The organism is Flavobacterium humidisoli (assembly GCF_023272795.1).
Taxonomy (GTDB): Bacteria; Bacteroidota; Bacteroidia; order Flavobacteriales; family Flavobacteriaceae; genus Flavobacterium; species Flavobacterium humidisoli.
The window spans coordinates 460849-485693 of record NZ_CP096829.1; the positions used below are offsets into that span (position 1 = coordinate 460849).

At 36.3% G+C, this 24845-nt stretch carries 27 protein-coding genes and 1 tRNA gene; 10 read left to right on the forward strand and 18 right to left on the reverse strand.

Going from position 1 to position 24845, the window contains the following annotated elements:
• Window positions 1-174: 174 nt before the first annotated feature.
• Both M0M44_RS02250 and M0M44_RS02255 read left to right on the forward strand, forming a co-directional pair.
• Window positions 175-252, forward strand: a tRNA-Val gene (locus tag M0M44_RS02250).
• Window positions 253-519: 267 nt separating this feature from the next.
• Complete coding sequence (locus M0M44_RS02255) at window positions 520-1842, forward strand: site-specific integrase (protein ID WP_248728318.1); 1323 nt, start codon at window positions 520-522, stop codon at window positions 1840-1842.
• 100 nt (window positions 1843-1942) lie between these two features.
• Here M0M44_RS02255 and M0M44_RS02260 read toward each other — a convergent pair whose 3' ends face one another.
• The 9 genes from M0M44_RS02260 to M0M44_RS02300 all read right to left on the reverse strand — a co-directional run bounded on the left by M0M44_RS02260 (window position 1943) and on the right by M0M44_RS02300 (window position 12332).
• The gene (locus M0M44_RS02260) at window positions 1943-5905 is read right to left on the reverse strand and encodes a protein NO VEIN domain-containing protein (protein WP_248728319.1); all 3963 of its coding nucleotides are present in this window, start codon (window positions 5903-5905) and stop codon (window positions 1943-1945) included.
• A 412-nt stretch (window positions 5906-6317) separates the two neighbouring features.
• Window positions 6318-7115 (reverse strand): EcsC family protein, encoded by a 798-nt coding sequence (locus tag M0M44_RS02265; protein WP_248728320.1) that lies wholly within the window; start codon window positions 7113-7115, stop codon window positions 6318-6320.
• Window positions 7116-7244: 129 nt separating this feature from the next.
• The gene (locus M0M44_RS02270) at window positions 7245-8030 is read right to left on the reverse strand and encodes a hypothetical protein (RefSeq protein WP_248728321.1); all 786 of its coding nucleotides are present in this window, start codon (window positions 8028-8030) and stop codon (window positions 7245-7247) included.
• Window positions 8031-8396: 366 nt separating this feature from the next.
• The gene (locus M0M44_RS02275; protein WP_248728322.1) at window positions 8397-8789 is read right to left on the reverse strand and encodes a hypothetical protein; all 393 of its coding nucleotides are present in this window, start codon (window positions 8787-8789) and stop codon (window positions 8397-8399) included.
• Between the two features lie 202 nt (window positions 8790-8991).
• On the reverse strand, window positions 8992-9561 hold the full coding sequence (locus M0M44_RS02280; protein ID WP_248728323.1) for a hypothetical protein: 570 nt from the start codon (window positions 9559-9561) through the stop codon (window positions 8992-8994).
• Between the two features lie 166 nt (window positions 9562-9727).
• Complete coding sequence (locus M0M44_RS02285) at window positions 9728-10273, reverse strand: hypothetical protein (RefSeq protein WP_248728324.1); 546 nt, start codon at window positions 10271-10273, stop codon at window positions 9728-9730.
• A gap of 87 nt (window positions 10274-10360) precedes the next feature.
• Window positions 10361-11239, reverse strand: a complete 879-nt coding sequence (locus tag M0M44_RS02290; RefSeq protein WP_248728325.1) for a phospholipase D-like domain-containing protein — start codon at window positions 11237-11239, stop codon at window positions 10361-10363.
• A 527-nt stretch (window positions 11240-11766) separates the two neighbouring features.
• A complete protein-coding gene (locus M0M44_RS02295) occupies window positions 11767-12054 on the reverse strand; it encodes a hypothetical protein (RefSeq protein WP_248728326.1) in 288 nt (95 codons plus the stop codon).
• A 5-nt stretch (window positions 12055-12059) separates the two neighbouring features.
• Window positions 12060-12332, reverse strand: coding sequence for a DNA-binding protein (locus M0M44_RS02300; protein ID WP_248728327.1), 273 nt, complete (start codon window positions 12330-12332; stop codon window positions 12060-12062).
• Window positions 12333-12758: 426 nt separating this feature from the next.
• On the opposite strand from M0M44_RS02300, the gene M0M44_RS02305 reads away from it, so the two are divergent.
• Genes M0M44_RS02305 through M0M44_RS02340 form a run of 8 tightly spaced genes read left to right on the forward strand, consistent with a single transcriptional unit; the run spans window position 12759 to window position 18331 of the window.
• A complete protein-coding gene (locus M0M44_RS02305) occupies window positions 12759-13136 on the forward strand; it encodes a single-stranded DNA-binding protein (RefSeq protein WP_248729977.1) in 378 nt (125 codons plus the stop codon).
• Window positions 13137-13180: 44 nt separating this feature from the next.
• Complete coding sequence (locus M0M44_RS02310) at window positions 13181-14254, forward strand: DUF932 domain-containing protein (RefSeq protein WP_248728328.1); 1074 nt, start codon at window positions 13181-13183, stop codon at window positions 14252-14254.
• Between the two features lie 51 nt (window positions 14255-14305).
• Window positions 14306-14701 (forward strand): hypothetical protein, encoded by a 396-nt coding sequence (locus M0M44_RS02315; RefSeq protein ID WP_248728329.1) that lies wholly within the window; start codon window positions 14306-14308, stop codon window positions 14699-14701.
• Window positions 14702-14746: 45 nt separating this feature from the next.
• Window positions 14747-15376 (forward strand): PRTRC system protein E, encoded by a 630-nt coding sequence (locus tag M0M44_RS02320; RefSeq protein WP_248728330.1) that lies wholly within the window; start codon window positions 14747-14749, stop codon window positions 15374-15376.
• 17 nt (window positions 15377-15393) lie between these two features.
• Window positions 15394-15612, forward strand: coding sequence for a PRTRC system protein C (locus M0M44_RS02325; protein ID WP_248728331.1), 219 nt, complete (start codon window positions 15394-15396; stop codon window positions 15610-15612).
• An 18-nt stretch (window positions 15613-15630) separates the two neighbouring features.
• Window positions 15631-16806: a hypothetical protein gene (locus M0M44_RS02330; RefSeq protein WP_248728332.1), complete on the forward strand. Its 1176-nt coding sequence runs from the start codon at window positions 15631-15633 to the stop codon at window positions 16804-16806.
• Window positions 16803-17528, forward strand: coding sequence for a PRTRC system protein B (locus M0M44_RS02335; RefSeq protein WP_248728333.1), 726 nt, complete (start codon window positions 16803-16805; stop codon window positions 17526-17528). Before M0M44_RS02330 ends, M0M44_RS02335 begins: the two co-directional genes overlap by 4 nt.
• A complete protein-coding gene (locus tag M0M44_RS02340) occupies window positions 17525-18331 on the forward strand; it encodes a PRTRC system ThiF family protein (protein WP_248728334.1) in 807 nt (268 codons plus the stop codon). The genes M0M44_RS02335 and M0M44_RS02340 overlap by 4 nt, the downstream gene beginning before the upstream one ends.
• Before the next feature lie 259 nt (window positions 18332-18590).
• On the opposite strand, the gene M0M44_RS02345 is transcribed toward M0M44_RS02340, so the two are convergent.
• The 9 genes from M0M44_RS02345 to traK form a co-directional block, all read right to left on the reverse strand.
• Window positions 18591-19145 carry a sigma factor-like helix-turn-helix DNA-binding protein gene (locus tag M0M44_RS02345; RefSeq protein WP_248728335.1) on the reverse strand — a complete coding sequence of 185 codons (555 nt, stop codon included), beginning with the start codon at window positions 19143-19145 and terminating at the stop codon, window positions 18591-18593.
• Between the two features lie 78 nt (window positions 19146-19223).
• On the reverse strand, window positions 19224-19676 hold the full coding sequence (locus M0M44_RS02350) for a response regulator (RefSeq protein WP_068840755.1): 453 nt from the start codon (window positions 19674-19676) through the stop codon (window positions 19224-19226).
• Between the two features lie 520 nt (window positions 19677-20196).
• Window positions 20197-20637 carry a DUF3872 domain-containing protein gene (locus tag M0M44_RS02355; RefSeq protein ID WP_248728336.1) on the reverse strand — a complete coding sequence of 147 codons (441 nt, stop codon included), beginning with the start codon at window positions 20635-20637 and terminating at the stop codon, window positions 20197-20199.
• A gap of 10 nt (window positions 20638-20647) precedes the next feature.
• Window positions 20648-21208 carry a conjugal transfer protein TraO gene (locus M0M44_RS02360; protein WP_248728337.1) on the reverse strand — a complete coding sequence of 187 codons (561 nt, stop codon included), beginning with the start codon at window positions 21206-21208 and terminating at the stop codon, window positions 20648-20650.
• A 24-nt stretch (window positions 21209-21232) separates the two neighbouring features.
• Window positions 21233-22132, reverse strand: coding sequence for a conjugative transposon protein TraN (gene traN, locus M0M44_RS02365; RefSeq protein WP_248728338.1), 900 nt, complete (start codon window positions 22130-22132; stop codon window positions 21233-21235).
• A 24-nt stretch (window positions 22133-22156) separates the two neighbouring features.
• Window positions 22157-23482 (reverse strand): conjugative transposon protein TraM, encoded by a 1326-nt coding sequence (gene traM / locus M0M44_RS02370; protein WP_248728339.1) that lies wholly within the window; start codon window positions 23480-23482, stop codon window positions 22157-22159.
• Window positions 23469-23756 (reverse strand): nitrogen regulatory IIA protein, encoded by a 288-nt coding sequence (locus tag M0M44_RS02375; protein WP_248728340.1) that lies wholly within the window; start codon window positions 23754-23756, stop codon window positions 23469-23471. Before M0M44_RS02375 ends, traM begins: the two co-directional genes overlap by 14 nt.
• 20 nt (window positions 23757-23776) lie before the next feature.
• Complete coding sequence (locus tag M0M44_RS02380; RefSeq protein ID WP_248728341.1) at window positions 23777-24208, reverse strand: hypothetical protein; 432 nt, start codon at window positions 24206-24208, stop codon at window positions 23777-23779.
• Window positions 24209-24219: 11 nt separating this feature from the next.
• Window positions 24220-24843, reverse strand: coding sequence for a conjugative transposon protein TraK (gene traK / locus M0M44_RS02385; protein WP_248728342.1), 624 nt, complete (start codon window positions 24841-24843; stop codon window positions 24220-24222).
• Window positions 24844-24845: the final 2 nt, after the last annotated feature.

The window sequence follows — 24845 nt, forward strand, 5'->3', positions numbered from 1 at the left end:
TACTTTTGATCTAGAAAAAACTTTAAAAAATTCATTTTAATAACAAATTCATAAACAAATAGATATGAGTTATTTTTAAAAAAGTTTTATTTTTTATTCTTTTTTCTTTGCAGGACTCGAAAACAAGCGTATATTTGCACTCGCAATCACAAACGATAGCAACCTAGTAAAATAGGGCGATTAGCTCAGCTGGTTCAGAGCACCTCGTTTACACCGAGGGGGTCGGGGGTTCGAACCCCTCATCGCCCACCACCTATTTTAGGAATGATATTATAAAGTTCCACAATCTTACTAAAAACCTGCAAATTTCGGATTTGCAGTTTTTTTTATTTCTACCTGTTTCCTCCAAAATTTTCAAAAACGCTCAAAATTACATGGCATTTTTATGGCACTTTTAAATTTTAAAAAAATGTGCCATAAAATAAAGCTTAAACAACTGATTATCAACATGTAAAACACCTTAACGACTTGATTTTAAGACGCTATAGTTCGACATTTACTAATTAAAATTGTTGAATTATGTTAGAAAGCAGTTTTGGATTAACCTTCTTTTTGAAGGCTCCACGTAAAAAGAACAATCTCAGGTATATTTACCTAAGAGTTATCGTTGATGGAATCCCTAAAGAAACTTCCACTAAACGTAAATGGGATATTAACAGATGGGATCAAAAAGCCGAAAGAGCAGTAGGTACAAAAGAAGATGCCAAGACCACTAATTTTTTTCTTACTACAATTGAGACTAAAGTTAATCAATACAGAAATGATTTACTTTATGCGGAAAGTTCGATTACATCTCAAAAAATAATAGACTTTATTATGGGAAGAATAGCCCCAAAAGTAAAAGTCATTGAGGAATTCCTAAAGCATAATGACGAATTACTAGCTCTTGTAGGCAAGGGAGAATATGCTATTGGAACACATGAACGTTTTGAAATATCTAAAAAACATGTAAAAGAATTTCTATTATTTAAATTCAACTTGGAAGATATGGAATTCAGGGATTTAAATTACGAATTTATAAAAGATTATGAATTTTATCTCAAAACCGTTAAGAACTGCAATAACAACACTGCGTTAAAGTACATTACAAATTTTAGAAAAATTGTAAGACGAGCAATTGACAAAGAAATTATTAAGGAAGATCCTTTCAAAAAATTTACTGGTAAAAAGACAAAAACTAAGAAAAAACCACTCACAGCAGTAGAGTTGCATAAGATTGAGAACCATATTTTTTCTACTCCAAGATTAACCGTTATACGCGATGTTTTTATCTTCCAATGTTATACTGGTCTTGCATACATTGATGCATTTCAACTTCAGAAAGAAGATATTAAAATCGGTATTGATGGCGAATACTGGATTATGTCTGACCGTCAAAAAACAGAATCAGAAACAAACATTCCATTGCTGCCGAAAGCTCTTGAAATTATAAAGAAATACAAAGATCATCCACTTTGTCTTAGTAGAGGGACTGTTCTTCCTGTAAAATCAAATCAGAAAATGAATGCTTATCTAAAAGAGATTGCTGATCTATGTGGCATTACTTCTGTATTAAATACTCATAAAGCAAGACGGACTTTTGGAAGTACTGTTACACTTGCTAATGATGTACCGATTCACATTGTAAAAGAAATGCTCGGTCATAAATCGGTACAACAAACGGAAGAATATGCAATAACCGAGCAACAGACAGTTGGTCGACAGATGATTGAATTGAGAAATAAACTAAATAAAAAAGCATCCTTCGACTCCGACAATGGTTTATTAATTTTGGAAAAACTTGAAAATGAAATTCTAGATTTAAAGAAAAAATTTGCTATCAGCGGAAAAAGTGGTTACTAATTTTTTTTTTTGAATATCTTAAATGTGTTATATAAAAATCCCACAAATTAGTGGGATTTTTGTAGTTCCTGTGTTTTATCATTTCTATGGTAGATTATAACTAAATTTCCAAACAAGGCTTATATGGTACTAATTGTCCCTCCTTAATTGCTGTAGCAGGATTAGCTACCACTTTTACGGTTGGCTGTGGACTATCTGTACCGTATACCCGATAAAGAGAATATAGTTCACCTTTACTCATCATAAATTCCCACTCCTTAGAAGATAGATAAACTAGATCTTTGGTTAAAGACGGTGTCCCTTTTACATCAATAAATGATATAACGCCATCCTGTTCTAATACAAAATCATAAGGTTTATAGCTTTCAATTTCTTTATTCATCCAAGTTATATTTGCTGTTGGATATTTTTGAATCAACAGCCCTTCAACAAATTCTTCCGCCCATTTTCCATGTCCTTTACGAGCTGATTCGTCTGACATTTCTGTATAGACAGCTTCATCCACGATTTGATCAGTGTAGGTTCCTTTATTCTCAATAAAAATTTTTGAAAAATCAAAATGACCTGGATTATATGTTGGCACAAATTCATTTACATCATCAAATACCTCTACAGCAGGAGCTCTGGTCGCGAATATAATCTCTTCATCACTTTGTTGACCATCTAAAATTAAAGGAGCAAATATCTCCAATTTTCTGAATTTTTGAACACTTTTTAGTTTAGCCAAATCAATATCATTTTCCTTCAGCCAAATTTCAATTTCACGAAAATCAGGCTCTAATAACAGGAAACGAAATTCCTCATTGGTGCCTGGGAATTTTAAGAACATCTTTAGTTCTTGTATTAGCTCTAAAAGGATTCTCTCGCTTTTCCATTTTCCCTGAAAGGAAATTTTGTCCCGTTCACGAAAAACCTTAATCATTGGACCAGTAATAATATCTTCCCCATCTCTGAATGATAAGTATATAGCGTCTGCCGTCCCAAATGACAGATGATCTAGCAGTGCATAAAGCCTCTCAAATTCATTAGTTTCTTCAAGGCTTTTCTTTTGGGCAACCGCAGCCAAATACGGTAAAATTACTTCAAATCTTTCTTTCAAAGTACTCTCATTTGACAGATTATCATATTCAGGAATAAACTCTCGTATAGTTAATACCCCAAATAAATCCATTAATTCATTGAGATCTTCTTTTTCACAATTGACTGGGATGTAAATTAATTTCAAGCCAGAAACTTGCGAAAACCCATCTTTGGTTATTCGTTTCAATTCTGTTATGGGCTCATGAATCTCAGTAGTTGCTAATAGGTGTGCGGTTTTCCCCCATTCCCTAATTATATCCTTTTTATCACTCGCTAAATCCGGTAGAAGGTTCACTAATTTATTGTAGATCTTGCCAATAATTTTTATATCTTTCTTAGATGGTTTATCACCTTTTTCAGCAATCTTATCGAGTATCACAAGGTAATCTTCAATTTCAAGTTTATTTTTAAAATTAAAAAAAACATTCCAGTCACCAGTAATATTGTCATCATATTCTAAAACGGGAAAATATTCTCCTGCAATATCGTTAATTTCTTTCAGGCATAAATAAACATCTTTAGAATATCCTAAGGTTCCCAAGGAAGTTGGCAGGCAGGCATTATTTTCAACAAAGTATCCAAAATAATTTTTTACAGGCTCCTGATATCTGTGCTTGCCATTTCCGGTGCCATAATAAAATGATGCATTTCCAGTAAGCTCCCGAGCAGCATTTGAGTTATCCAGCATATACTTCCAAAAAATTTTGCTATACTCGTAATTACTAGCAGTTAAATGCAAGAATGATGGGATCTTAACTCCATAGATTAAATTAGACCTTTCGAACCCAAAACCATTAATTCTGCGCGCTGCTTCTTCACCAGATCTTCTAGTGATTGCGACCCATTCGACGCTTGTGATTTCTTCTATGCTCGAAATACTGCAATTTGATGTAATTGTTTCAATCTCAATCTTATCTTTTACACTCAATGCTTTAAAGAATGTATGCAAGTCACTAGAAGAAACCCCTATCTCTAAATAGTCTTCTGAAATAAAACACAACGGTATAATTGATTCTAAATCAATAGCAGGACTATAGGCATTTGAAAGATAACATTTTTGAGCTTGCTCGAAAGAAACTTCATTTTCCTTTGTTTTGATTTTAAGTACCCGCAGTCGCGCTAACATATCAGAGTTCAAAATACCTTTTTTGTACATCTTAACTAAGTAAGCTGTTATTTTTAAATAGTTCTCTGTTGTAACAAACGTATCATCATTTAATTGAGGAAGAATAATATTATTGATATAGGCGCTTTCTGATGGATTTTGAGTTCCTATGTGTAAGAACCAATCATAGATTGCAGTATCTTGTTGAATAAGTTGGAAAATTTCAGGTGCAATGACAGGCACATCTCCCATCTCAAAACGGTGAACACCATCCCCTGCTGGAAAACAAACCCCATCTTTAGGGTTACGTAAGATATGATCCTGATCAAATATAAAAGACAAACCTCTAAGTTCGTCTAAGAGGACACCGGTATGATCCTGATCGGATTTTACTTTCAAAAATTTAATTAGTTCAAAATTTTCATGAATTTTATGACTATCTACGAAATCTTTTGATTCAAAAAAATCAGTGATGTTATCCAAAGAAAACTCAACTACATCTAATTGAGACAATTTACTTTTTTGCTCCATTTGTGGGTGAAGAAAGCAATTATCCTTGAAAATTATTTTTTTTTCGTTTTCAAGATACCTTGTGATTACGCTTTTTTCTATAAAGGTTTGTTCTGATAATGACGTTTTATCGAAAAGTGTTTCATCAGAAGTAAGAGTATCGCCATTGAATGCCGTTAAAATTTTTCGCTTCTTGGCAGATAAATTGAAGCCATGGTTAAAAGCATTTTTTAATTCATTTGTTCCGACACTGAATTTATTAGGAAGCAATTTTAAAACCTGAAGTTTATAAGATGTCTTTGCTAGCTCCTCTAACCATAAAAGGTTGAGATGAGCTATTGTTTCAAATAGCCATATATTCCAAGGATTGTCCTGATGTATAGATTCACGCGGCGCATTTGTTAGAAAATTGCCATTTACAAGATATGGTAATTCATATTCTTTAACTTTTGTTGGAAGAAATGTATAAATCAACCTTTGATCTTTTGAAGGAGTATCTATTTGATCATCATTTAAAACGGCGGCAAACGTAATTTCAGAATGTGTGGCTGATCTAAGTTTTTCTGGAACTTTTTCATCTTTTATAAGGAGTTCAGAAACACTGGACGGTACAGGAATATCGGAGAAGGTACGAACTAACCAAGTACTAAGATTTTCAGTGTTTTTAAGTAAAATTACTTTTTTTGACAATTGAGTTTGTGCTACGACTGATTTTGTCAAAACATCAACCACTTCGCCATTCAAGGAAATTACTATTCTATTTACTCGTCGGAGAAAAAGCAAAATACGTCCATCGCCAAGCAACTCTAACAAGGAAGCTTTTAGTTCAGCAGCCTTATCCATCTCAATGATTGTTATCACCGAATGTTTTAGAGTTGAGACTACTTCTTGCAAATTAAGAGGTAAGTCACTTAATTCTGTCCAAATTGGGATAGTCTGCCAGGGATAACCTTCCTTGATTGCAGCTTTGTCAAACCTAAACTGATAGCCCTCTGAAAAAATACTTACGCGACGAGATTTACCAAATACAGATTTAAATCCAATTCCTTTATACCCTGTTGTAGCTTTTTTAGATGTTTTTGTACTTGCTCCTGCATCAGTAACTGAATCAATATCATTCTCTGAGAAAGCATCCCCATCGTGAGACACAATAAGAGCATTATCCCGAAAATCTATATATACAGCATTTTCGCTTAACGAGGCAGAATCATCTGCATTTTGTATAAGTTCATAAAAAAAGCGTTGGCTTTCGGAATAAATATCTGCCGAAACAATATCTAGTAATTTAGTTATTGTCTTTGCATGTGAGTCATGATTGAAGTTAGAGCGTATTTCATAAAGGCTTTCAATAAATTCTTTAGGGATCATCTTAGGGAGGTATGGTTTGTATTTTACAAATAATATAAATTCTCTACAGAATTTCTTCGATATTAAAATTTGCAAATTGGTTTTGAGTACAAAGTTTTCAACAAAGAAATAAATGTTGAAAATTATGAAAAATTATAAATATACCCACCAGTAAAAATACCTTTTTATTCGAAAATGTATTTTATTATTCTGCTTATAACTTATTTATTATGGAAAAAATGTCAATATAAAAATTGCAGTGAAATTTTATGGTAGAATCAGTAAATCAATTTTACTTTTGCATCCGAGATGATAGGAAGGCATATATTTTAAATATCCCATTTCTAGCGGATTAAGTAAGCCTAAATCTTTCCGTTATAGACTATTTTCCAAGTGCAAACCCAATTAAAATTACTGTTAGGCGCTGATTCTATTACGCCATTTCTACTTTTAACATTTCTTCGTATGTTGTCTTTATTATCTCTTTTCCATATATTTTTTCTAATCTTCTTACGACAAAATGACCTTTTGCCATATCTTGAAAATGATCAATAAATATAGTATTAACAATTGCTCCACCAGCAGCACCAATTGCAGGGATTGCTTGAGCAGCAACTTTTTCAGTGACTTGAATACTGAATCTTTCAGCGATTTTGACTATGAATCTTATTAAGGCAGGTGCACCTTCTTCCGCAAGTGTTTTAGTTGCAATAAACTCGACCGCTTCAGCAACTGATTTTGCTAAGGCTGCTCTAACTACAAAGTAACCACTTTCTGTTGCATTATCAGATTTACTTTTACCTCCTAAAGCAAAGACTTCTAAACACGCTAATTTTGTTCGAGGGTCATTTATAGATTCTCCTTCTGATCTTGCAATATCGGCAATTGATCTTAACATAATAGTTGTGGAAACTGGTAACTCGATAACTAAAGCAGGTAAACCAAAAAAACCTCCGACACCTCCACTTACAGCAACTCCTAGTTTATGCCACCAATTAGAAGACTCTTCATTTGGATTGTCTTTCATTGTGAATATTGCTGCATCTGCAGATTTTAGAAGTGCTGTTTGAGTAATATCTCCAATTTTTTCGTTCCAGCTTTCTGGAAGCATTGCTAATCCTTTTTCGATTGGTGTACCGATTAAGTTAGTTATTTTGGCTGCTATGCCAGGATTCTCTAATAAAAGCATTGCTTTAAGTAATTCTTGGCGATCTTTTTCAGTTAAATTCATTATGTATGTATTTGTTTTTCAGAGGGTTTTCATTTGCTTCGAATTTGCGCCCTAACGTTTGGTCGCTTGGCGATGTGGCGAATTAATTAAGCCTAAACCCAAATTGCTTGTAGCGAATGTTTTTTATTTTTATAGTGAGATATTGTTAAAAACAGCATTTTGTCTATAACATTTTATTACTAATTTTAATGGTTTATTATAATAGCCTTCGTCATTTATAATTTGATAAATTCTATAATTTTTGATATCATAATAAGAATTATAATCTGGACAACATTCATATTTATGCCAATCTTTTGATAGTTTTTGATAATTTTTTCTAAATCTTATTCTTGTTATAGGGTCAAACAATTCGTTTTCAAGGTCGTGATTTTCATTTGAATAACCACTCAGCACTTCTGTGCTATCATTTTCTGTAACAATTGTACAATTTAATAAAGAAAACATCATTTCAGAAATTACTTTACGACCTGTTCCTAATGTGTCATTTAATTTTAATGTATTCAAAGCCTGAATAAATTCTTGATTGAAATTAGTTTTAATCTTTTTTACGTTTGGAATTGTTTTTTCGTTTTTAAAACCCCAATAATCTCTATATGTATTTGATAAAAAGGGAATAGCACAACATTGGTTCCGTGAATTAATTAATACTAAAATTTTTTGTGGGTCATTCACACTATCAGGTTCAGAACGGAGTTGAAGTTTAAATTCATTTTCTCCATAAGTAACACTTCTAACGAGTTTATAATATTCTATTTGCTTTGATTTACCTTTTCTGAATTGCGGAAAATTATTCGTCAAATCGGAAAGTGCTTCTTCCAGATTTGGTTCATTATTCAATTGTTTGCAACCAATTAAAATTAAACACATCAACGCAAAAACAAAAATCCTTATTAATATATTTACTTTCATCATATATAGCTGATTTTCTTTTATTTACGATTTTTTTTTTACAAAGTATACGCTAACGTCGGTCTGTGAAAAAACTAAAATCAACCTCATGAGAATTTCATATTTGAGTTTTTTCTTTGGTAGCCGTACTAATACTTTCTAAATTTGAAGAGGTTCTTTTAACAGCCTGACGTTCTCGCGCTACAAGCAGTTTGGGACTAAATTAATCTCTATTTTCGGATTTGCAAAATGTTCCAAATATAAAACCAACTTTCCATTAAGCCAAATGCCCAAATCCGTTGTAGTGGCTCAGCGGTTCGGCATTTTATTTACTATCATTTTTTAAGAACTTTTTTCTTGTTTGAAAATCTAATGACAACATAATAAATTTTAATTTATTGTTAGAACAATTCTGTCTTTGGGCTCAGCTGACCATTGAACTTGCCATACACGTCCATCAATTTGGTCAAGCAAAATGAAATTATATATGTTTGTTGTCGGATAAAGAAAAAATCTTCCATTCTTCTCATCTTCTTTTGTAACTCGGGTTATTAAGGATATCGGAGTTTCAGACTCATTACCTTTTGCAGACCATTGAACTTGCCACATTTGTCCATTTTTTGTATTCATTTTAATAAATGTATACATATTTTTTGTTGCGAATAGCCTATACCCAACATCACTATCTGTAGAAATATTTTGAGTTGGTGTGTCAGATGTACTTTGTGCAAAAGCAGAAATTGTCGTCAAAGTAATAATTGTTACAAAGAATAATTTTCTCATTTGTTTCAGTGTTTTAATTGTCTTTATATCTGTCGAATTTTTTATGCTGACCGTTAACGTTTGGTCGCTTGGCGATGTGGCGATTAAGTAAGCCAAATATTTCGGTTAATGATTAATTTTCCAAGTACAAAACCATTTTCAAATTAATCTAAATCTCGCCATATTGCCAAACGACGGTTACCAGCAGTGTTTTTATATCAGTTTATTTATTCTTTATATGTACTTCTTGAGAAAAAGTTCCGCCTGAATACATTCCATTCACATTTGAGATTGTAGTTGTGTATGTTTTCTTTGCTTTTGATGAATCTACTTTTTCAGAATTTGTTATGTCTTTTTTTAATACTTCACAAGCCTTTTTAAAATCTTCAATAAAAGTTTCAAGTACAAACAATGTACACGAGTTAGGTTCTTTGCTTCCAATGTTTTTAAGATGTTCATCTCCATTTTTTATTTCAGCTTGAGTAGTTAGAGCAATTTTTTCAGAAGGTCTACCAGAATGTGCAAATCCACATCTCATTCCATAATATATGTCTCTGATGACACTTTGGTATTTAGTATTTTCAAATAATTCTAAACCTTTTTTGAATCTCTTATATGGAAGTTCAGGTTCATAATCTCCAAAACTAACATTATCATAAAAGCTTCCTAAAAATTCTATTGTACAAGAAATAACTGAAAAGCAATAAAAAGGTTCAACTTCTTTAATTTTTTCTATTCCAGGAATAAGTATTTGGTCAATATATTCGGATGGTTTGTATTTTTTTGATGCCATAAATATTTATGATGTTTAGTAAAAAGAGGTTATTTGTTTTCTGCGATAACATTCCTTGTAGCGTATGTTATGGGGGGTGTTTTGTCGAAATTAATATTAAACTGCAAATTTTTCACGCTTCTGTTTTTCACGTTTCAGCTACCAAACTTTTTTTAGCCAACATTACTTAACTCAAGTCTGAATCTGTAGAAAACTTTATTGCTTTTATGATTAGTTTATAAATTAAAGTTAATATGATATACGCGAAAAATAGTAAAATTATAATTAATCCAAAAAAGAAAAAGAATCCTAAAGCCATTAGAATAACGTCAATAATTGGATATTTACTAATTAAGATGATATAAATTAAACTTGAAAATATTATTAAATTGCTTAATAATTTTAATTTTTTCGAACCAATTTTTCTGATATGTATGCTAATTAGAAAAAGGGTTAAAAAAATAATTGCAGTGAGAATGAATTCATTTGAAGAACAATGTTTACATATTGCACTACCATTTCCATCATCTGGTTCAAAATAATCCCAACCGTGAGCAAACAAGTTTAAATAAAACAATAAAAACATTATTGACAATACTATTTTATGTTGCTTTCTCATTGGAATTTCTTGATTTTTGATCAAAGGTTTACTAACTTCAAGTTTCTGCTTTTTACACTTCTGTTGGAAATTACTATTTTCACGCTTCTGTTTGTAAAATTCCTGTTGAAACAAATGTTTATTTTCAAATCGGAATTATCTGCTTAATTTAGGCGCAACTCCCGCATAACGTTGTAGCGTATGTTATGTGCCGTAATTTTTTCAGTTGTCATATAAAACATCAAACGTTGTGGATTCAAATTTGTCACGTAACCTATTACCAACAAATTTATTTTTCCAAATAATATTTGTTTCTTCATAGTCTTTTTGACTATAGTCAAGTCCAGAATTTACACGTCCAATCGCGTGAATTGTTATAGGGCTTTTAACATATGAGTTAAGTAATTTATTAATGTCACGATCAATAAGATATGTCTCATAATCATCATTAGAATCTTGATAAGCATTTAGCATATGTTCAATTTGAGTATCTGAAACACAATTTTCCAAAGTTTTAAAATTTTCACAATCATTACAAACTTCAATGATATCTCCAAAGACTTCATAGTATTGATTATTTTCGCTAAATACTAAAATATTGAAAATTTCTCCTTTACAATGTTTGTCAGAGCATCTTTTTATTTTTTGGAGTACTCGAATAGTTTTTGCCTCAATACTTAAAAGTTTATCAAACTCATTAATAAATTTTGTTATTTCTTCTGGAAAATTTTTGAGAACTAAAATATTTTCAAAACTACTTGTAGCATTTGGTGACCAGTTAAATGAACCATTTAAAATTGTTTCATTGTCAATTATTGAAAATTTATGGTGCATATGGTTCGTATTTCTATGCATTTTCAAAAGTCTAATTTCTGCACCTAATTTCACTAATGCATCTATGTAGAACTGATGTGAACGGTTTTGCCAATTATCGGTACAAACAATTTTAAGTTTTGCATTATTTTTTAATACTTCTTTGAAAATCTCAAAGTATTCTCTGAAGTTAATCCAAGCTACAGCAATTAAGACGCTTTTTTTAGCCAGTTTCAGTTCCGTTTCAATAATTGATTTATGATTTTCAAAATGTGATTCTACAGTCATAATATTTTTTCTTTTGTTTATTATATTGGAATTTTGTGCTTTTGTTTTAAAAACGGTCAATTATTTTTCTAAGTTGATAGTCTTTCCGTTTTTTGTAATTATGGCACATAACTTATTTATATGTGTTATAGAATCACACAAAGTCACCTCATAGGTTAGATATGTGTGACAAATGCATTAAAAATTGGGATACGAATGTATAAATAATTTTTTACAAATATTCAAACGCCCTTTTAATTTATTGTAAGTTTTGTATACTCAAATTGGTGGGTATTTCGTTGTTTTGCTGCTGTTATCACTTAATAGTTTCTCTATATACCGTAAATAGGTGCCGCTTTCTAGCAGGTTCGTCGCATAACTGTGAATCCTTTTAGAAATTTCAGATAAAATAAAATCATTTGTCCATTTCGGATTTGCGTTGACATTTATTGTTGCTTTTTTAGCTCATTCTGCTAGTGGGGATCTGATCTCTTTATCCAGAACACAAATTATCTTTTAGTGATTTTGGACATATTACAAACGCAATTTTATAGTTTTATCAGTAAATCAATTTTACTTCTATAACCAGGATGATAAGATGGTACATATCTGATATATCCCATTTCCTGCAATTGCTTAAAATACTTGTGGTATGTGGGTAAAGTATGGATATGCGATAAGGCCATAATTTTGCTTCTGCTAACACTTATAGATTTTTTTTGTCCTTGACGGTATCCTAAATACAGAATAGCACTCAATAGGGCAAAATGCCATACATTCAGTCTGCAGTCATTCTCAATGACAGTTAAATAATCCAATAATTCTCCTAAGTCCATGATTGTCATTCTTCGCCAAACAGCTTTTTCAGGTCGGTCTTATTATAATAATAGGAACCCAATACTTTTTTAAACCTTACTTTTCCTGTCACCCTCAAATTTTGCAGTGAGCCCGCAGACATATCCATCAATTTCCTTACCACCCGGCTTTTGAGCCATTCAGGATCCAGGGATTCTTTCTCACTCGTTTGACTCTCATCTATCATCTTACGAATATCATTTAACAGGAGCAATCCAAATTGCCTCAAGTCATCCTTTGTTACACTATCATTCATCATCTGCCTCTTTTTTAATCTGATTATTAGAATTTAAAAGTACATCAGAACTGACCACACCTTACAGCAGTGTCTTTTCATGGAACTATTTGTCCGGCTGAGTCACCTGCACCAGTGTTTTGTTATTGATGTATTGATGCGGATAATAAAAATAGAAACCACATACCAGAACACTTTCCAATACGAAAAAGGATAAAAAGGCAGCTAAGGTATTATGGACACCCGCCGCATCCCCCGCCAAAAGACTACGGCATAAACGGTTTCCTCCCCTAAAGGGTACCCCTCCAATTATTCCGTTTCCTTTTGGCCTTCCGCAATGTCCATACCTTTTTGTTGCTTTCTTTTTTTCCGTTTTTTCTTTTGGATAAATATTTTTTGAGGCAGGCGGATGAAGAAAAAAAAGACTGTACAACACTAAAAAAAACGATTATGAACATTATTGGAAGAGTGACATCAGATGCGCAGGTACGCAATGTGTCAAACAGCAGACAGGTAGTAAACTTCTCAGTAGCCATCAACGACAGCTACCGAAACAAAGCGGGCGAACAAGTAGAGCAGACAACGTATTTTGACTGCGCTTACTGGATTAGCTCCAAGGTTGCCAAGATACTCACTAAGGGTTCCATTGTGGAACTCACAGGCAGGGTAAGTGCAAGGGCGTGGACAGGCAGTAACGGGGAAGCAAGGGCAGGACTTAATTTCAACACCTCACAGATCAAACTGCACGGGGGCGGTAAAAAATCGGAAACGGTACAGGCTACCACAGGAACAAGTAATGACAAGCCGGAGAACGACCTCCCGTTTTAATTAAGAAGTATTCAAACAATTATCAATTTTTAAATCATTTTATCATGGCACATAATATCAATTTCAACGAGGAAACAGGCAAGTATTCATTTTTCAGTGTTCAGCAAAAAGCGTGGCACGGTTTGGGGCAGATTGTTTCAGAGTACCCGACAAGCGAGCAGGCAATCAAACACGCAGGATTGGATTATGAGGTAGTAAAATCCCCGCTGTTTACCAAAGGTTCTGGCATTATTGAGACCTCTAACGGTATTGAAATAGGCAGTAACGAATTGCAAGTATCCAATTATTTTGCCAATATCCGTACGGATAATAATGCTGTATTAGGCGTGGTAGGTAAAGACTATCATATCGTGCAGAACCGTGAAGCCTTCAATTTTTTCGATGCCATTGTAGGCGGTGAGCAGGGAATTCTCTATGAAACCGCAGGGGCATTGGGCAATGGAGAACGCATATTTATCACAGCCAAACTGCCCGATTATATCCGTGTAGGCAATGGTGATGATGTAACGGAGCGTTACATTTTCCTGACCACCTCGCACGATGGCAGTGGAAGTATCACAGCAGCATTTACACCTATTCGAATTGTATGCCAAAACACCCTTAATGCTTCACTACGTTCGATGACCAATGTAGTGCGTATCAAACATACTTCGGGTGCAAAACAGCGTATCGAGAATGCCCACAAGATTATGGGATTGGCAAACACACTCAGCAGTCAATTAGAGGGCATTTTTAATGAGTGGGCAAAGGTAAAGGTAACAGACCGAGAGATAAGAAAGCTTATTGAATTGGCACTCTGCCCGAACAAGGAAACCCTTGACCTAATCCGAAAAGGTGCGGAAGATGAAATTTCTACCGTTTTCAAAAATACAGTTGACGATGCTTTTTCCTATGCGATGATGAGTGATACCCAGCAGATGGAGACCACCAAAGGCACTTTGTTTGGAGCTTACAACGCAGTGACAGGCTACTATCAGAATGTACGCAGTTACAAGAATGATGAAGCCAAACTACAGAGTATTGTATTGGGTGGTACGGCACAGCTAAAGTCCCAAAAAGCTTTTGAACTATGTACCTCATTTGCAACGGACGGTTCGGAAATCCTGCATCTTAATTAAGAAACCACAGGCTACTGCCTTAAATGGTGGTAGCCTATAAAAACAACAGTTATGAATATCGGAATTATAACATACAAAAATTACGAGGAACGCCTAATGTTAAATTGGAATTTCAACTTATTAGAACTGTTCAGTATTATATTGAATGACAAAGATTTTGTCCGCTTTGAAATTTTGGACAGCAATAACAGCCTTTTACTCTCCACACATTATCCCGATGTAGAAAAAAACGGAGTATATATCAAAGTTGTTAAGATGGTAAAAGAAAAAGAAATTACGGGAATTACCTATGACGCATTCAGAACACCGTCAACTATCCGCAGGATAAAAGTGCGTTGGAACGTAAACGGTGCAAAGTTCAGAATCAAGAAAAGAGCCCTTGAATATGTCTATTGGGAAAACAGAAAGGCAGGCTTGAAAATTGAGTCATTCGTTGACCGCAGATAGTCTAAAAAAAAAAACGATTAAACAACACTTTAAAACCTTACAACGATGAGCACAAATTTTTTCAATCAGATAACACAGTTGAATTTCACAGGTAACCTACAACTGACAATAGCAAAAGGGGCAGAAAATAAGATTATAGTATCGATAATGCTCCAAAATGAGGGGTGCGCAGATACTGCAAAGAATATTATACCACCCCTTAATCTTCGGGGAACAGCCGAAGAACTTGACAACGGTTTTTTTGAGAAGATAACCACACCTATACAGACCGCATCAGGCTTGATGATAGATATGGAAGGCTTTATGAAGCAATTGGAACAAGCCAAAAAGCAATCGGCAATGGAGAAAGAAAAACAAGACAGGCATAAGAAAGAACAGGAAACCAAAGACAAGAAGTTTAAGGACGCAATGGCAAAGGCGGACGAACTTGAAAAAGAAGGCAGATTCCGTGAAGCATGGATAAAAGTTCCCGAGATGGCAGAGTTTCCCGACAAGGCTGATGAGATACGCAGACGTAAAACAGCATTGTCTGACAAGTTTTCTGCACCGAGCCTTTTCGGGGGAATGGAAGAAGCAAAGCCTGAACCGTCTATAGAGGCACTATATCCCGATTATTCAGCAAAGGATACAGAACAGGAAATGGAATTGGAAAACGAAAACCCGCAGGAGTATTAACACCAAAATCAGAAACTATGTTATTAGCAACCCAATTAGAAAGAGTGTTTATACTCAGAGACAAAGGACAGGACATTAGACTGACCGACCCCGAACCACGTTGGAACTTGGAAGCCGTAATGAATTTTTATGCCAGTACGTACCCAATTTTGACAACGGCAAAAGTATCAGCTCCGCAGATAAAAGACGATGCAGTAGAGTACAAATTTGAAAGTGTAATGGGTACAAAAGGTTAAACAAAAAATAGTAAAACGATGAATTATGCAACACAACATCATATCGGGAGTTATCAGACTGCCCAAGCAGAAACGACAACAGCAGTTGCACCGACAGCTCAGCGGGTTCGCCAATTGGATGCAGAGACCCAAAGATGCAAACGAGCTGCGCAAAGACAAACAGAAATCCTTACCGACAGCCATGTTGCCAATGGTTTTCTAAAGTGCAGTTTTCTTCCCAAACTGAAAACGGAGCAATCTGTACAGGCTTGTAAGAAAACGGCAAAAACGCAGAGAGATTTTTACAAGTCCCTTTGCAAACTTGCAAAGCATTACAATATTGAACCAATGCAGACACAGCTTTACAGTTATCCCTATAATTTGGCTTTGGCGATGTGGGATATGGAAACCAAATTAAAACGTACCCATACCAATTGGGATGGTTTTAAATTGGTACAGGACAGCAAAAAAACCTTCTTTATAAGTGAGGAACGATACAATACAAGAACCACACTGTATTATATTCCCATAGTTCCGCTCTTTAAAATGCTTCACGACCCAAAGCGGAAAAAGACTGCACAGTTACTTATTTCAGTTTGCAGTTATCTGTACCATATAGCCGATATTCCGTATTACAGGCAGGAAAACACCTATTTGTACGGTATGTATGAAATGATGGAAGACTGGGTAGAACAAGACGATGAAGCGGACGAAACCGAAAGCTGTAAAAGTGAGTTAAGGCAAGCCGAACAGGTTGGCGATAAGATAGAACAGAAACTATTCAACCGCATCAATTTACTGCTTTTTGAACAGCGTTTAAAAAACTTCAAAAGCCCTGATGCATTTGACCAGGAATGCAGGGAGATGGCGAGCAATGCCTTTGCACTTTTTACGGAATATCCCACAGCAGGCATTTTTCGAAACGCTCCCATTTCCGAAGAAGATCCCGACAATGATGACTTTGATAATGAAACCATCGCAATGGAAAAGTACATCTCCTTTATAGCCGATACCAAAGGCTGGCTCTATGAAAGCCTTTGCGAGAGTATCAACAATGAATTTAATGAGTACGGAACAATGGAAGAACCCGTCATTAGCAAATCCTTTGATGGAAGTCAAGTAACAGCGGGAAGCCTTGATTTTGAGAACCGCCTGTTTGCGCTATTGAATGATTTATGCGGTTTACTATATGAATATAAAACTGAATCAAAATGAACTATTTAAACGATATAACCGAGAATTTCGGAACATTATACCACCCGAAATCCGCATTGGTCTTTTATGAAACCAAAGCAATGCAAAGTGATATGTATGTAGAACATTTTGACATGGACAAATACGGAAATCCGATAAATGCGCACCCATTAACGGTAAAGGAAGCCAATGTATTAGCGAAGGCTTTGCATACAGATGAAGAAAAAAGCATCGCTTTTTTAAAGCCAAAGGGAATCTTGCCGACAAGCATTTTGCATATCAACCCGAGCGAAAAAGGCACGGTGATTTGGTACACCAAAGCTCAGCAAAGGCAGATGTATTTTGTTAATGGTTTGGGCATTGCTAACGGCAAGGCTCAAGTACCGCCAATGGTCTGGTCTGCCAATAAAAACAGTCTTTCTGTTTTTGCTTTGCTTAGCCAGAGAAGACCCACAGAAAAAACGCCATTGTATTATGCACCTTTTTTCAACATCTATGAAAACGGCAATGTGTGTATGGGAACGGTAAATATTGACATTCAAAATTCGGCTTCAGTAGAGGAATTTATTTGCGCTTGGGAAAGTTATTTTTTTAACAGCTATTTCAGCCATTTATTGGGAAACTACAATCCGATAAAAGGAAATTGTGTAAACCTGTGGAAAGAACTAATTGATATAGACAAATCCTTTCCGAAAGAAGTATTAAAACCTAATAACAGCACACTTAAAAATCTACTGAGATGAACACCGAAAAAACAAAAGTCCATTTTACGGACAACTATTTGATTAATCCCACCAATCCGATTTGCATAAACCTTATCGGGGCAGGCGGTACAGGCTCAAAAGTATTGACCTCCCTAATGGAAATGAACCACAGTTTAATTGAACTCGGACACGCAGGTCTGCAAGTCCGCCTTTGGGATGATGATAGTATCACGAGTGCCAATTTAGGCAGACAGCGTTTTGCACAGAGCGAAACAGGATTGTACAAATCCGTTTCTTTAATCAATCGTGCAAACCGTTGGTCAGGGACAAATTGGAAAGCTGAAACGGTAAAATTTGAAAAGGACAAGTTTGGCAGACTGCCCGAAAATGCAAGGGCAATTATTACTATTACTTGTGTGGACAACGTACAGGCAAGGTTTGGAGTGGCTGAAATCCTGAAAGAAATGAGCACCTGCAGAAATTACAGCGATACGCCAAAGTATTGGCTTGACTTTGGCAACAGCCAGCACACAGGGCAGGTACTGCTTTCTACCATTTCAGAGATAAAGCAACCCAGTTCAGAGAAATACCAAACGGTGGCAAGCCTGCCAATGGTTACCGATGAATTTGCAGAACTGCTCCAGCAGTCCGAAGAACAGGACGATACGCCAAGCTGTAGTTTGTCCGAAGCATTGGAGAAACAGGATTTGTTCATTAATTCCTCTTTGGCTCAGATGGGATGCTCATTGCTTTGGGGTCTGTTTCGCAACGGAATGACCCAGTACAGGGGCTTTTTTCTTAATCTGAAGGATTTCCGCTCACAGCCCATAAAAGTAGCCTGAAAACCAATTTTCGGCAGCAAAAAGACAGACCCTTCCGATGGTCGGGACAGTCTTTTTGCATAAAATCGGGACATCCACATTGGCAAAATGCACCTTCCCGCATTCCTTTTACTGACATTTTACCAAAGCGGTTGTTTTTTTTATTAGGGATACACATCCCTAAAATACATTTTTGACTTCTTTTCTTTCCACATTAGCGGCCAAAGAAAAGAAGCAAAAGAAGACCGCCATTTAGGACAGCTTTTATAAATTGTTGCCACTATTTAATTGGTACTGTTTTCCAAACAGAAAAACCTTTAAAAAGATGTTCAATGTTTTCAAACTCAATAAATGCAATCAGTTCTTTTTTACATTTCCCTTTAAATCCCCTTAAACACTGAAAATCCTTGAGTGGGATAACAGCAAGTTCTCCTATGGTACTGATCCCTAAAGACTCGATTATGTTATACATTCTCTTGCTAAAAGGAAAGTGGCTGTCATACAGCAATTTATTCAGGTCAGTGTCAGGTGTAATTCTTCTTTTTTTAATCCGCCCTGACTCATATTCAAAATCATGTTTTAGCTGCTCTAATTTTTCCTTATAGAAATCTATATCGGCAAGCACCTCAGTAACACTCTTCACTTTCTCAAATGTCCTTTCGTACATCCTGCGTACGCTCTCGCTATTGATCCCATAATTATCTCCTACTTCAGTAAGAGTCTTTTTTTCTATCAAAAGCTTCTGTAGTATATCATGTTCCTTTTCAGAAAGTACTTTTTTGGATATTTCGATATAAAATCTATTAGTGCGGTCTATCAGCGGGTTAGTTAACATTATTGGTAAGATTATAATTAAGTGCCGTCACAATTACATATAGTGCCGAACATTATATTTACAAAGAGTAATTCTGTATTAGTGCAAATTACTGTTTTCTGCTAAATAGCTTACGGCAGTTTGACTTATTGTCTCACTAAAATAATATTCCCCTTGATGAAGTTTGATTACAGCTGTTTTAAGTTTTTCAGCAGCGGATCCTTTAAGTACATATCCCTTGACTCCCAGACTAAGCATTTCCCTTATACTTCTCTTATTGTCAAGACTGCTGAAGACCAATATCTTGATTCCGGGGTATCTCTCTGCCAATTCCTTAGCGGTCTGGTAGCCATCCATAACGGGCATGTTAATATCCAAAATACAAATGTCCGGCAGTACTTCCAGCATCTGCAGACTCTCTATGGCCAGCTGACCATTGGCAGCTTCAAGCACCACTTTAAAATTACTGTACTGTAAAAAATTTTGAAGGGATACCCTAAGCCCTGAATGGTCCTCAATTATACTAATAGTAATCTGTTTTTCTTTTTCCATTATTCTTTTTAATGTTGAACAAATTATAGAAAATAATGACTGATAATTTGTCATTATAAGACTTTGATCCTGTAATAGTGATTAAAACTTTACTAATACCTTATAGCAAAAATAAAAGAGCCCTACAAATTACCTGCCGATAACGCAAATATGTTCCTTAAGTTTAAGTGGCATGAGTACCATTATAAAAAAACATGGCGCAGACCACTACACTTTCCGGAACTGAGGTACTGGTATACCCGACCACGAATAAGCGAGCGCCCACGCCAATGGCATGAGCGTCCTTACTTATTTGTCTCGCAGTCTTTAAAAATTACCAGTTTTCAGTTACCGAGTCCTAAGCAAAAACACTATAAGAGTTTTTCTATATTTTGCGCAAATATAGTAACGTTTGTGCAGTAATCCAATGTTTATATTTCGGAATACCAGAACAGACTGCAAATAAAACAACCCGGAGATCGGATCCGGGCTGTGCTTAAAATATGAAATTTTACTGCTGGCATAAACCAGTACGGTACTGCTAATCGCTGCTGTTAAATTCAAAACTCAACTGTTTTTCGTTTCCAAAATTATCCGAAATCCATACTTCAAAGGACTGGGAAACGGTAGAGTTTGAAGTATAATACAACCTGAATTGCCTTGCTGGTATCCCATATAAATCATTGGGCTGGTAAGGTGGTTCATTGTAATACCGCAACGTACCCTGCCCGTCGAATTGAAAGTAGCGAATGAAATACTGCGTATTGTTGTAATTACCCGTTGGCTGTATTGTTAACCTTATCTCCACGGTATTTCCATTTGCAATGGCTGCAGGTACTGGCATCACCGTTACCTCAAAAGGGAAGTCATTCTGTATTTCCAGTTCGTCCTTATCACAGGACAAGAGTAGAACAGAACTTATCAGGATTGCCAGCAATACCGGCAGAAATCCTTTACTGAACTTATTAAAAAATGCTGTCATCGTTTTTGTTTTAAAAATTAAACCTTAAACCTAAACCTGCCGATGGTCGGAACTGCTCCAGATCCGTACCCCACAGGACTTTTGTTTTGCCTTGAAGGATTATCACTAATCGGTCAGACAGGTAGGTTTCAATAGTCAAACGCCCACCAGCTCCGTAGATAAAATTATCCTCGCTTAGTATTTTCGCCCCATCATATAATACATCATCGCCCCGGTTGATACTTTCGTAGCCGGCTACACCTGTTATGGCTGCATTAAGCGTAACGTTCTTCAGGGCATCACCAAGAAGGAAAAAACTATAACCACCCTCAGCAGTGTAGGTTTCCTGGGGTATGCGGATTTCGTTATAGTCGTAGTATTGGCGTGAATATTCCAACGCCAAAATCTTATAATTACCGTTTTTTCCGTTAACGGTCATTCCGATATTGATAAAGTAATCATTGCCGATTTTATCATCGGACAAAATTCCGACATTTACCTCCAGTCCTTTTTGCTTAGGCAGCATTCGTTGCGCCTGTGCCATTGTGATGCTCATCAAAACGAGTATCACGGTATGGATATATTTTTTCATTTTATATTGTTGTTTAATGGATTACTAAAACTTCAAATGCATATCATTAATGAGCCGGGCTCTTATCAAATCCGAATTTTCAACCTGAAGTACCTGATTCCTGCCGCCGTTTTTCTCGAAAATTTCGATCTGCAGTACCTTGTCATCGGCAATGGTAAACTGGTCTAAAAGGAATACATTTTGCTCCATTGATTTTCCGCTAATTGCGTCTAATGGCTTGTAAATGCGTAACGGTATCATCGGACGTTCCTGTACTACGGTACGCTTGGCTACCTTTTTATCGACAACTTTGAAATTGATAAAGTCGATCTGAAACGGCACATTAGTACGGTTTCCAAGTGCCGTATGAAAGTAGTATTTACCGTTGTGGATGTAAATTCCTTTCAGTATAAATTGGATCCCAAAGCTTTTAGCCCCAATATGCTTTACGATACGCTTGTCGTTTTTGTAAATGGTTTCCAAAAGCAAACCCGCCAATGATGGAGAATTGCTGCCCAATTCTTCAAAAAGAACATCGTTTCCGCTGGCTTTATCCAACGTTTTCTGCATGGTTAACAGGTCATAACTTATTGCTTCGGGGAAGGAACTGTAATGCACATTGAAGCTGTAAAAACGTCCGTCATTGGTAATGACCGAAAAGTTCGTTTCGGGCTCAAATTCCCTTACCGACGCTTTTACACGCAATACGTTTTCCGCATCATCAGCTTTCCCGGCAATCAGGTACTCACTGCCCAAGTCCACATAGCGGATGGCAGTGGGGAAAATCAAATGTGAAGTTTTATCATAGGTAACTTCCATTTTGTAAGGCTCAATCTTGCCCAATGCAAGCACAGTTTTTGATTTTACACTGTCTTGTGCAAAAGACGTTACGGCCAGACTGATGCTCAGGGCAAATGCCACAAAGGTTTTAAAAAGATTTTTCATTGTTTTATTTATTTGAATTCAACATTATTGCTTGGAAACAAGCAAGACTTGGTGCCCTGCCTTAAGGGTAACTTTTGGTGTGCGAACCTTTTTGGCGAAATAACCTGAAATGCCCTGTACAACGCCACGGCTTAGATCAGCGGCAACCTGTTGTCCGGCAGATTGGGTAAGCATCAGGCTTGTTCCTGACTGCTGGCTCATATTACCTGCCATTTCTGTAAGGGCATTCATCTCGGGAGAGTACGGAACATACAAGCCCTGTTGTCCGTCCAGATCGTAAATGGTAATCTCAACAGGAATGATATTACCATCCAATTCGACAGAGGTTACTTTTAGCTGTAAACGACCACTCTGATATTTAGCATTTGCCGTCACAATAGTCCCTTTTGGAATAGCACGACTGGGCGTTTGGGCAGCTTCAAGCAGACGCAATCGAACTCCCGTATCGCCAATGACTGTTTGTGTTTCATCTACGCAGGCTTTTATACTGTTTTTGGGCTGTACCAATTGTTCGGCAGAACCTGCTGTATAAAATCCTCTGTTTCTTGTTTCGCTCCAATTGGCTAAAAAGGTACTGTCTGAAGGCTCACGGTGTAAGGCGGATACACTATTTTTTTTGGCTGAAGTGAACGATACAAAATGTTCTTTTTGCGTTGAGACTTTTGAAGATGGAGCTGCATCCTTGACAGGCACAACTTCCGGTGAATTAGCACCTGACGGAAGATACTTCGCCGCCATCTGATAGGACTTTTCCATCAATTCCAATTGGTCATCTACGGTTACAGCTTTAGGCATATCTTTTTCAACAAGCTTTTCCCTCAGTTCGTCCAATTGTCTGCGGAGTTCCATCGTTTCACGATTGTCATCCTGATAAAAAGAACCTAATGCAGCTTGTGCGTTCCGGTAGCTGTTGACTGTCGGGTTCTTGTCTTCACCAGATTTTTCGCTATCATAGTTCTCCTGCTTATCAATCGCCTGATCTGCTGGATCTTCTGTGTTATCGGTATTCCAATAATCAGAAAGTGTCGTTAATGAACTGCGTTTTTCTGCATCCTTCTGTTCCAGCATTTCCTGCTCATAAGCCTTTTGCTTGTCTGCCTGCATTCCAGCTTCGGTAGCCTCGGGAACAGCATCGTTAATACCGATGTTGTCGGTTTCCTTCTTGTCTTCTGACGGTTTAAAGATGAGGTACATACAACCAACGAAAACAATACCCATCAAGCAAAATATTAATGGTTTTTTCAATTTATCGTCTTTATTCTGCGTACTGTCTTGCAGTACCTCAGCGGTTGCCGCCGGGTTTCCTTCCGTAACCCGAACAACGGTCTTTTTGTTCTCATTTTCTTTCATAAATCCTATTTTTTAAAATTGTTGATAATGTGTCCTGCAGGACTGCAGGACGTTCTTTCTTTTTCAGGACAGGGTTTTCGATATGCCCAATGACCATATTGTTATCTGGCTTTCCGGCATCATACCACACTTTAAATAGTACTCCTGCTGTGAGAATTAGGTAAGCGACGAAAAAATACAGCGTGTATTGGTGCTGCTTCCTAATGGGCAACAGCCGCCATCGTTCATCGAGCCTGTCAAACCACTTGTCCATATTTGCTCTTAATTTTTTCATACTTCTCATTATTTAAGCTGTTACATTCTAAATCCTCTTTTTTGGGAAGAAAGCTGTTCATTAAGTTTTTCGGACACTTGGGCAATGGCTTCTTTCGATGTAGGAACTGACCTGGTGGTAAGATTTGTCAGTTCAGATTTATTTATTGAATCACCGTACTGGCCTTTTTTTTCAATATTCATTTTCTCTACATCGAAAAGACCGTTTTCATACTTTATCCACATATAACACTCGACATATGGCTTATCCTCACCATTCCATTGCAGGTAAGTTTTCAGCAGCAGCATGTTGGGCAGCCTTGGTTCATCTATACCTTTTCTGCAAGCTTCCAAAAACCTGCTGATGCTTTCTTTGATTTTGTCGCCATAAGCGGCTTGAGTTTGGAAGCTGCCATCGTATCCCTTATCGGTCAGGGTTTTTGCCAGTGTGTCTAAATCGAGTAATTGTTTCATAATCTTGATTTTTAGCGTTCGATGACCTCTATATCCTTGTTTTCTATTACCGCAAACTTTTCAATATTAAAACCTTGCGGATTGTTGTCTGAACGAACGGAGTTTACGAGATAACAGGAACTAATAAGGCTGCGTTTTGTCACATAGCTCGAACGGATGATAAACTGTTTGGCATAGGTACGGGCGGTGTAGGGATAGGTCTCGAAACTGCAGGACACACTATCTATTTCGATGCGCTGCTGCACATTACCCGATATAATACGGTTGTAATACCCTTTTTCCGAAAGGTCCTTATAATAATCAAAGGCACTTTTATCAGCAAGATTGAAAGCCCTTTTCATATTGCTTTCAATAGCATTTTTGTCGGGAGCGAGCGTAAAGAACAGTTCGTGAAAACGTCTGACGTGTTCACGTGCTTCTACCGGACGGTTGATCGATGCATCCTGCGCGAGTGCCAGCATGAGTGACTTTCCATTGTCCAGGACATAGATTTTCTGCCGCTGCTGTTCTGCAAAACGGTAGGAATGCCATACACCATATCCCGTGATACCTGCGCATAGTAAGGCAAACACAATGGCATACAAGCGTATCTGCCTGAAACTGTTTTCGATATTTCTTAGCGTTTTAAATTCCATTT

Coding starts and splice junctions, on each gene's coding strand:
- M0M44_RS02255 (WP_248728318.1), top strand. CDS start 520: ATGTTAGAAAGCAGTTTTGGATTAACCTTCTTTTTGAAGGCTCCACGT.
- M0M44_RS02260 (WP_248728319.1), bottom strand. CDS start 5,905: ATGATCCCTAAAGAATTTATTGAAAGCCTTTATGAAATACGCTCTAAC.
- M0M44_RS02265 (WP_248728320.1), bottom strand. CDS start 7,115: ATGAATTTAACTGAAAAAGATCGCCAAGAATTACTTAAAGCAATGCTT.
- M0M44_RS02270 (WP_248728321.1), bottom strand. CDS start 8,030: ATGATGAAAGTAAATATATTAATAAGGATTTTTGTTTTTGCGTTGATG.
- M0M44_RS02275 (WP_248728322.1), bottom strand. CDS start 8,789: ATGAGAAAATTATTCTTTGTAACAATTATTACTTTGACGACAATTTCT.
- M0M44_RS02280 (WP_248728323.1), bottom strand. CDS start 9,561: ATGGCATCAAAAAAATACAAACCATCCGAATATATTGACCAAATACTT.
- M0M44_RS02290 (WP_248728325.1), bottom strand. CDS start 11,239: ATGACTGTAGAATCACATTTTGAAAATCATAAATCAATTATTGAAACG.
- M0M44_RS02295 (WP_248728326.1), bottom strand. CDS start 12,054: ATGGACTTAGGAGAATTATTGGATTATTTAACTGTCATTGAGAATGAC.
- M0M44_RS02300 (WP_248728327.1), bottom strand. CDS start 12,332: ATGATGAATGATAGTGTAACAAAGGATGACTTGAGGCAATTTGGATTG.
- M0M44_RS02305 (WP_248729977.1), top strand. CDS start 12,759: ATGAACATTATTGGAAGAGTGACATCAGATGCGCAGGTACGCAATGTG.
- M0M44_RS02310 (WP_248728328.1), top strand. CDS start 13,181: ATGGCACATAATATCAATTTCAACGAGGAAACAGGCAAGTATTCATTT.
- M0M44_RS02315 (WP_248728329.1), top strand. CDS start 14,306: ATGAATATCGGAATTATAACATACAAAAATTACGAGGAACGCCTAATG.
- M0M44_RS02320 (WP_248728330.1), top strand. CDS start 14,747: ATGAGCACAAATTTTTTCAATCAGATAACACAGTTGAATTTCACAGGT.
- M0M44_RS02325 (WP_248728331.1), top strand. CDS start 15,394: ATGTTATTAGCAACCCAATTAGAAAGAGTGTTTATACTCAGAGACAAA.
- M0M44_RS02330 (WP_248728332.1), top strand. CDS start 15,631: ATGAATTATGCAACACAACATCATATCGGGAGTTATCAGACTGCCCAA.
- M0M44_RS02335 (WP_248728333.1), top strand. CDS start 16,803: ATGAACTATTTAAACGATATAACCGAGAATTTCGGAACATTATACCAC.
- M0M44_RS02340 (WP_248728334.1), top strand. CDS start 17,525: ATGAACACCGAAAAAACAAAAGTCCATTTTACGGACAACTATTTGATT.
- M0M44_RS02345 (WP_248728335.1), bottom strand. CDS start 19,145: ATGTTAACTAACCCGCTGATAGACCGCACTAATAGATTTTATATCGAA.
- M0M44_RS02350 (WP_068840755.1), bottom strand. CDS start 19,676: ATGGAAAAAGAAAAACAGATTACTATTAGTATAATTGAGGACCATTCA.
- M0M44_RS02355 (WP_248728336.1), bottom strand. CDS start 20,637: ATGACAGCATTTTTTAATAAGTTCAGTAAAGGATTTCTGCCGGTATTG.
- M0M44_RS02360 (WP_248728337.1), bottom strand. CDS start 21,208: ATGAAAAAATATATCCATACCGTGATACTCGTTTTGATGAGCATCACA.
- traN (WP_248728338.1), bottom strand. CDS start 22,132: ATGAAAAATCTTTTTAAAACCTTTGTGGCATTTGCCCTGAGCATCAGT.
- traM (WP_248728339.1), bottom strand. CDS start 23,482: ATGAAAGAAAATGAGAACAAAAAGACCGTTGTTCGGGTTACGGAAGGA.
- M0M44_RS02375 (WP_248728340.1), bottom strand. CDS start 23,756: ATGAAAAAATTAAGAGCAAATATGGACAAGTGGTTTGACAGGCTCGAT.
- M0M44_RS02380 (WP_248728341.1), bottom strand. CDS start 24,208: ATGAAACAATTACTCGATTTAGACACACTGGCAAAAACCCTGACCGAT.
- traK (WP_248728342.1), bottom strand. CDS start 24,843: ATGGAATTTAAAACGCTAAGAAATATCGAAAACAGTTTCAGGCAGATA.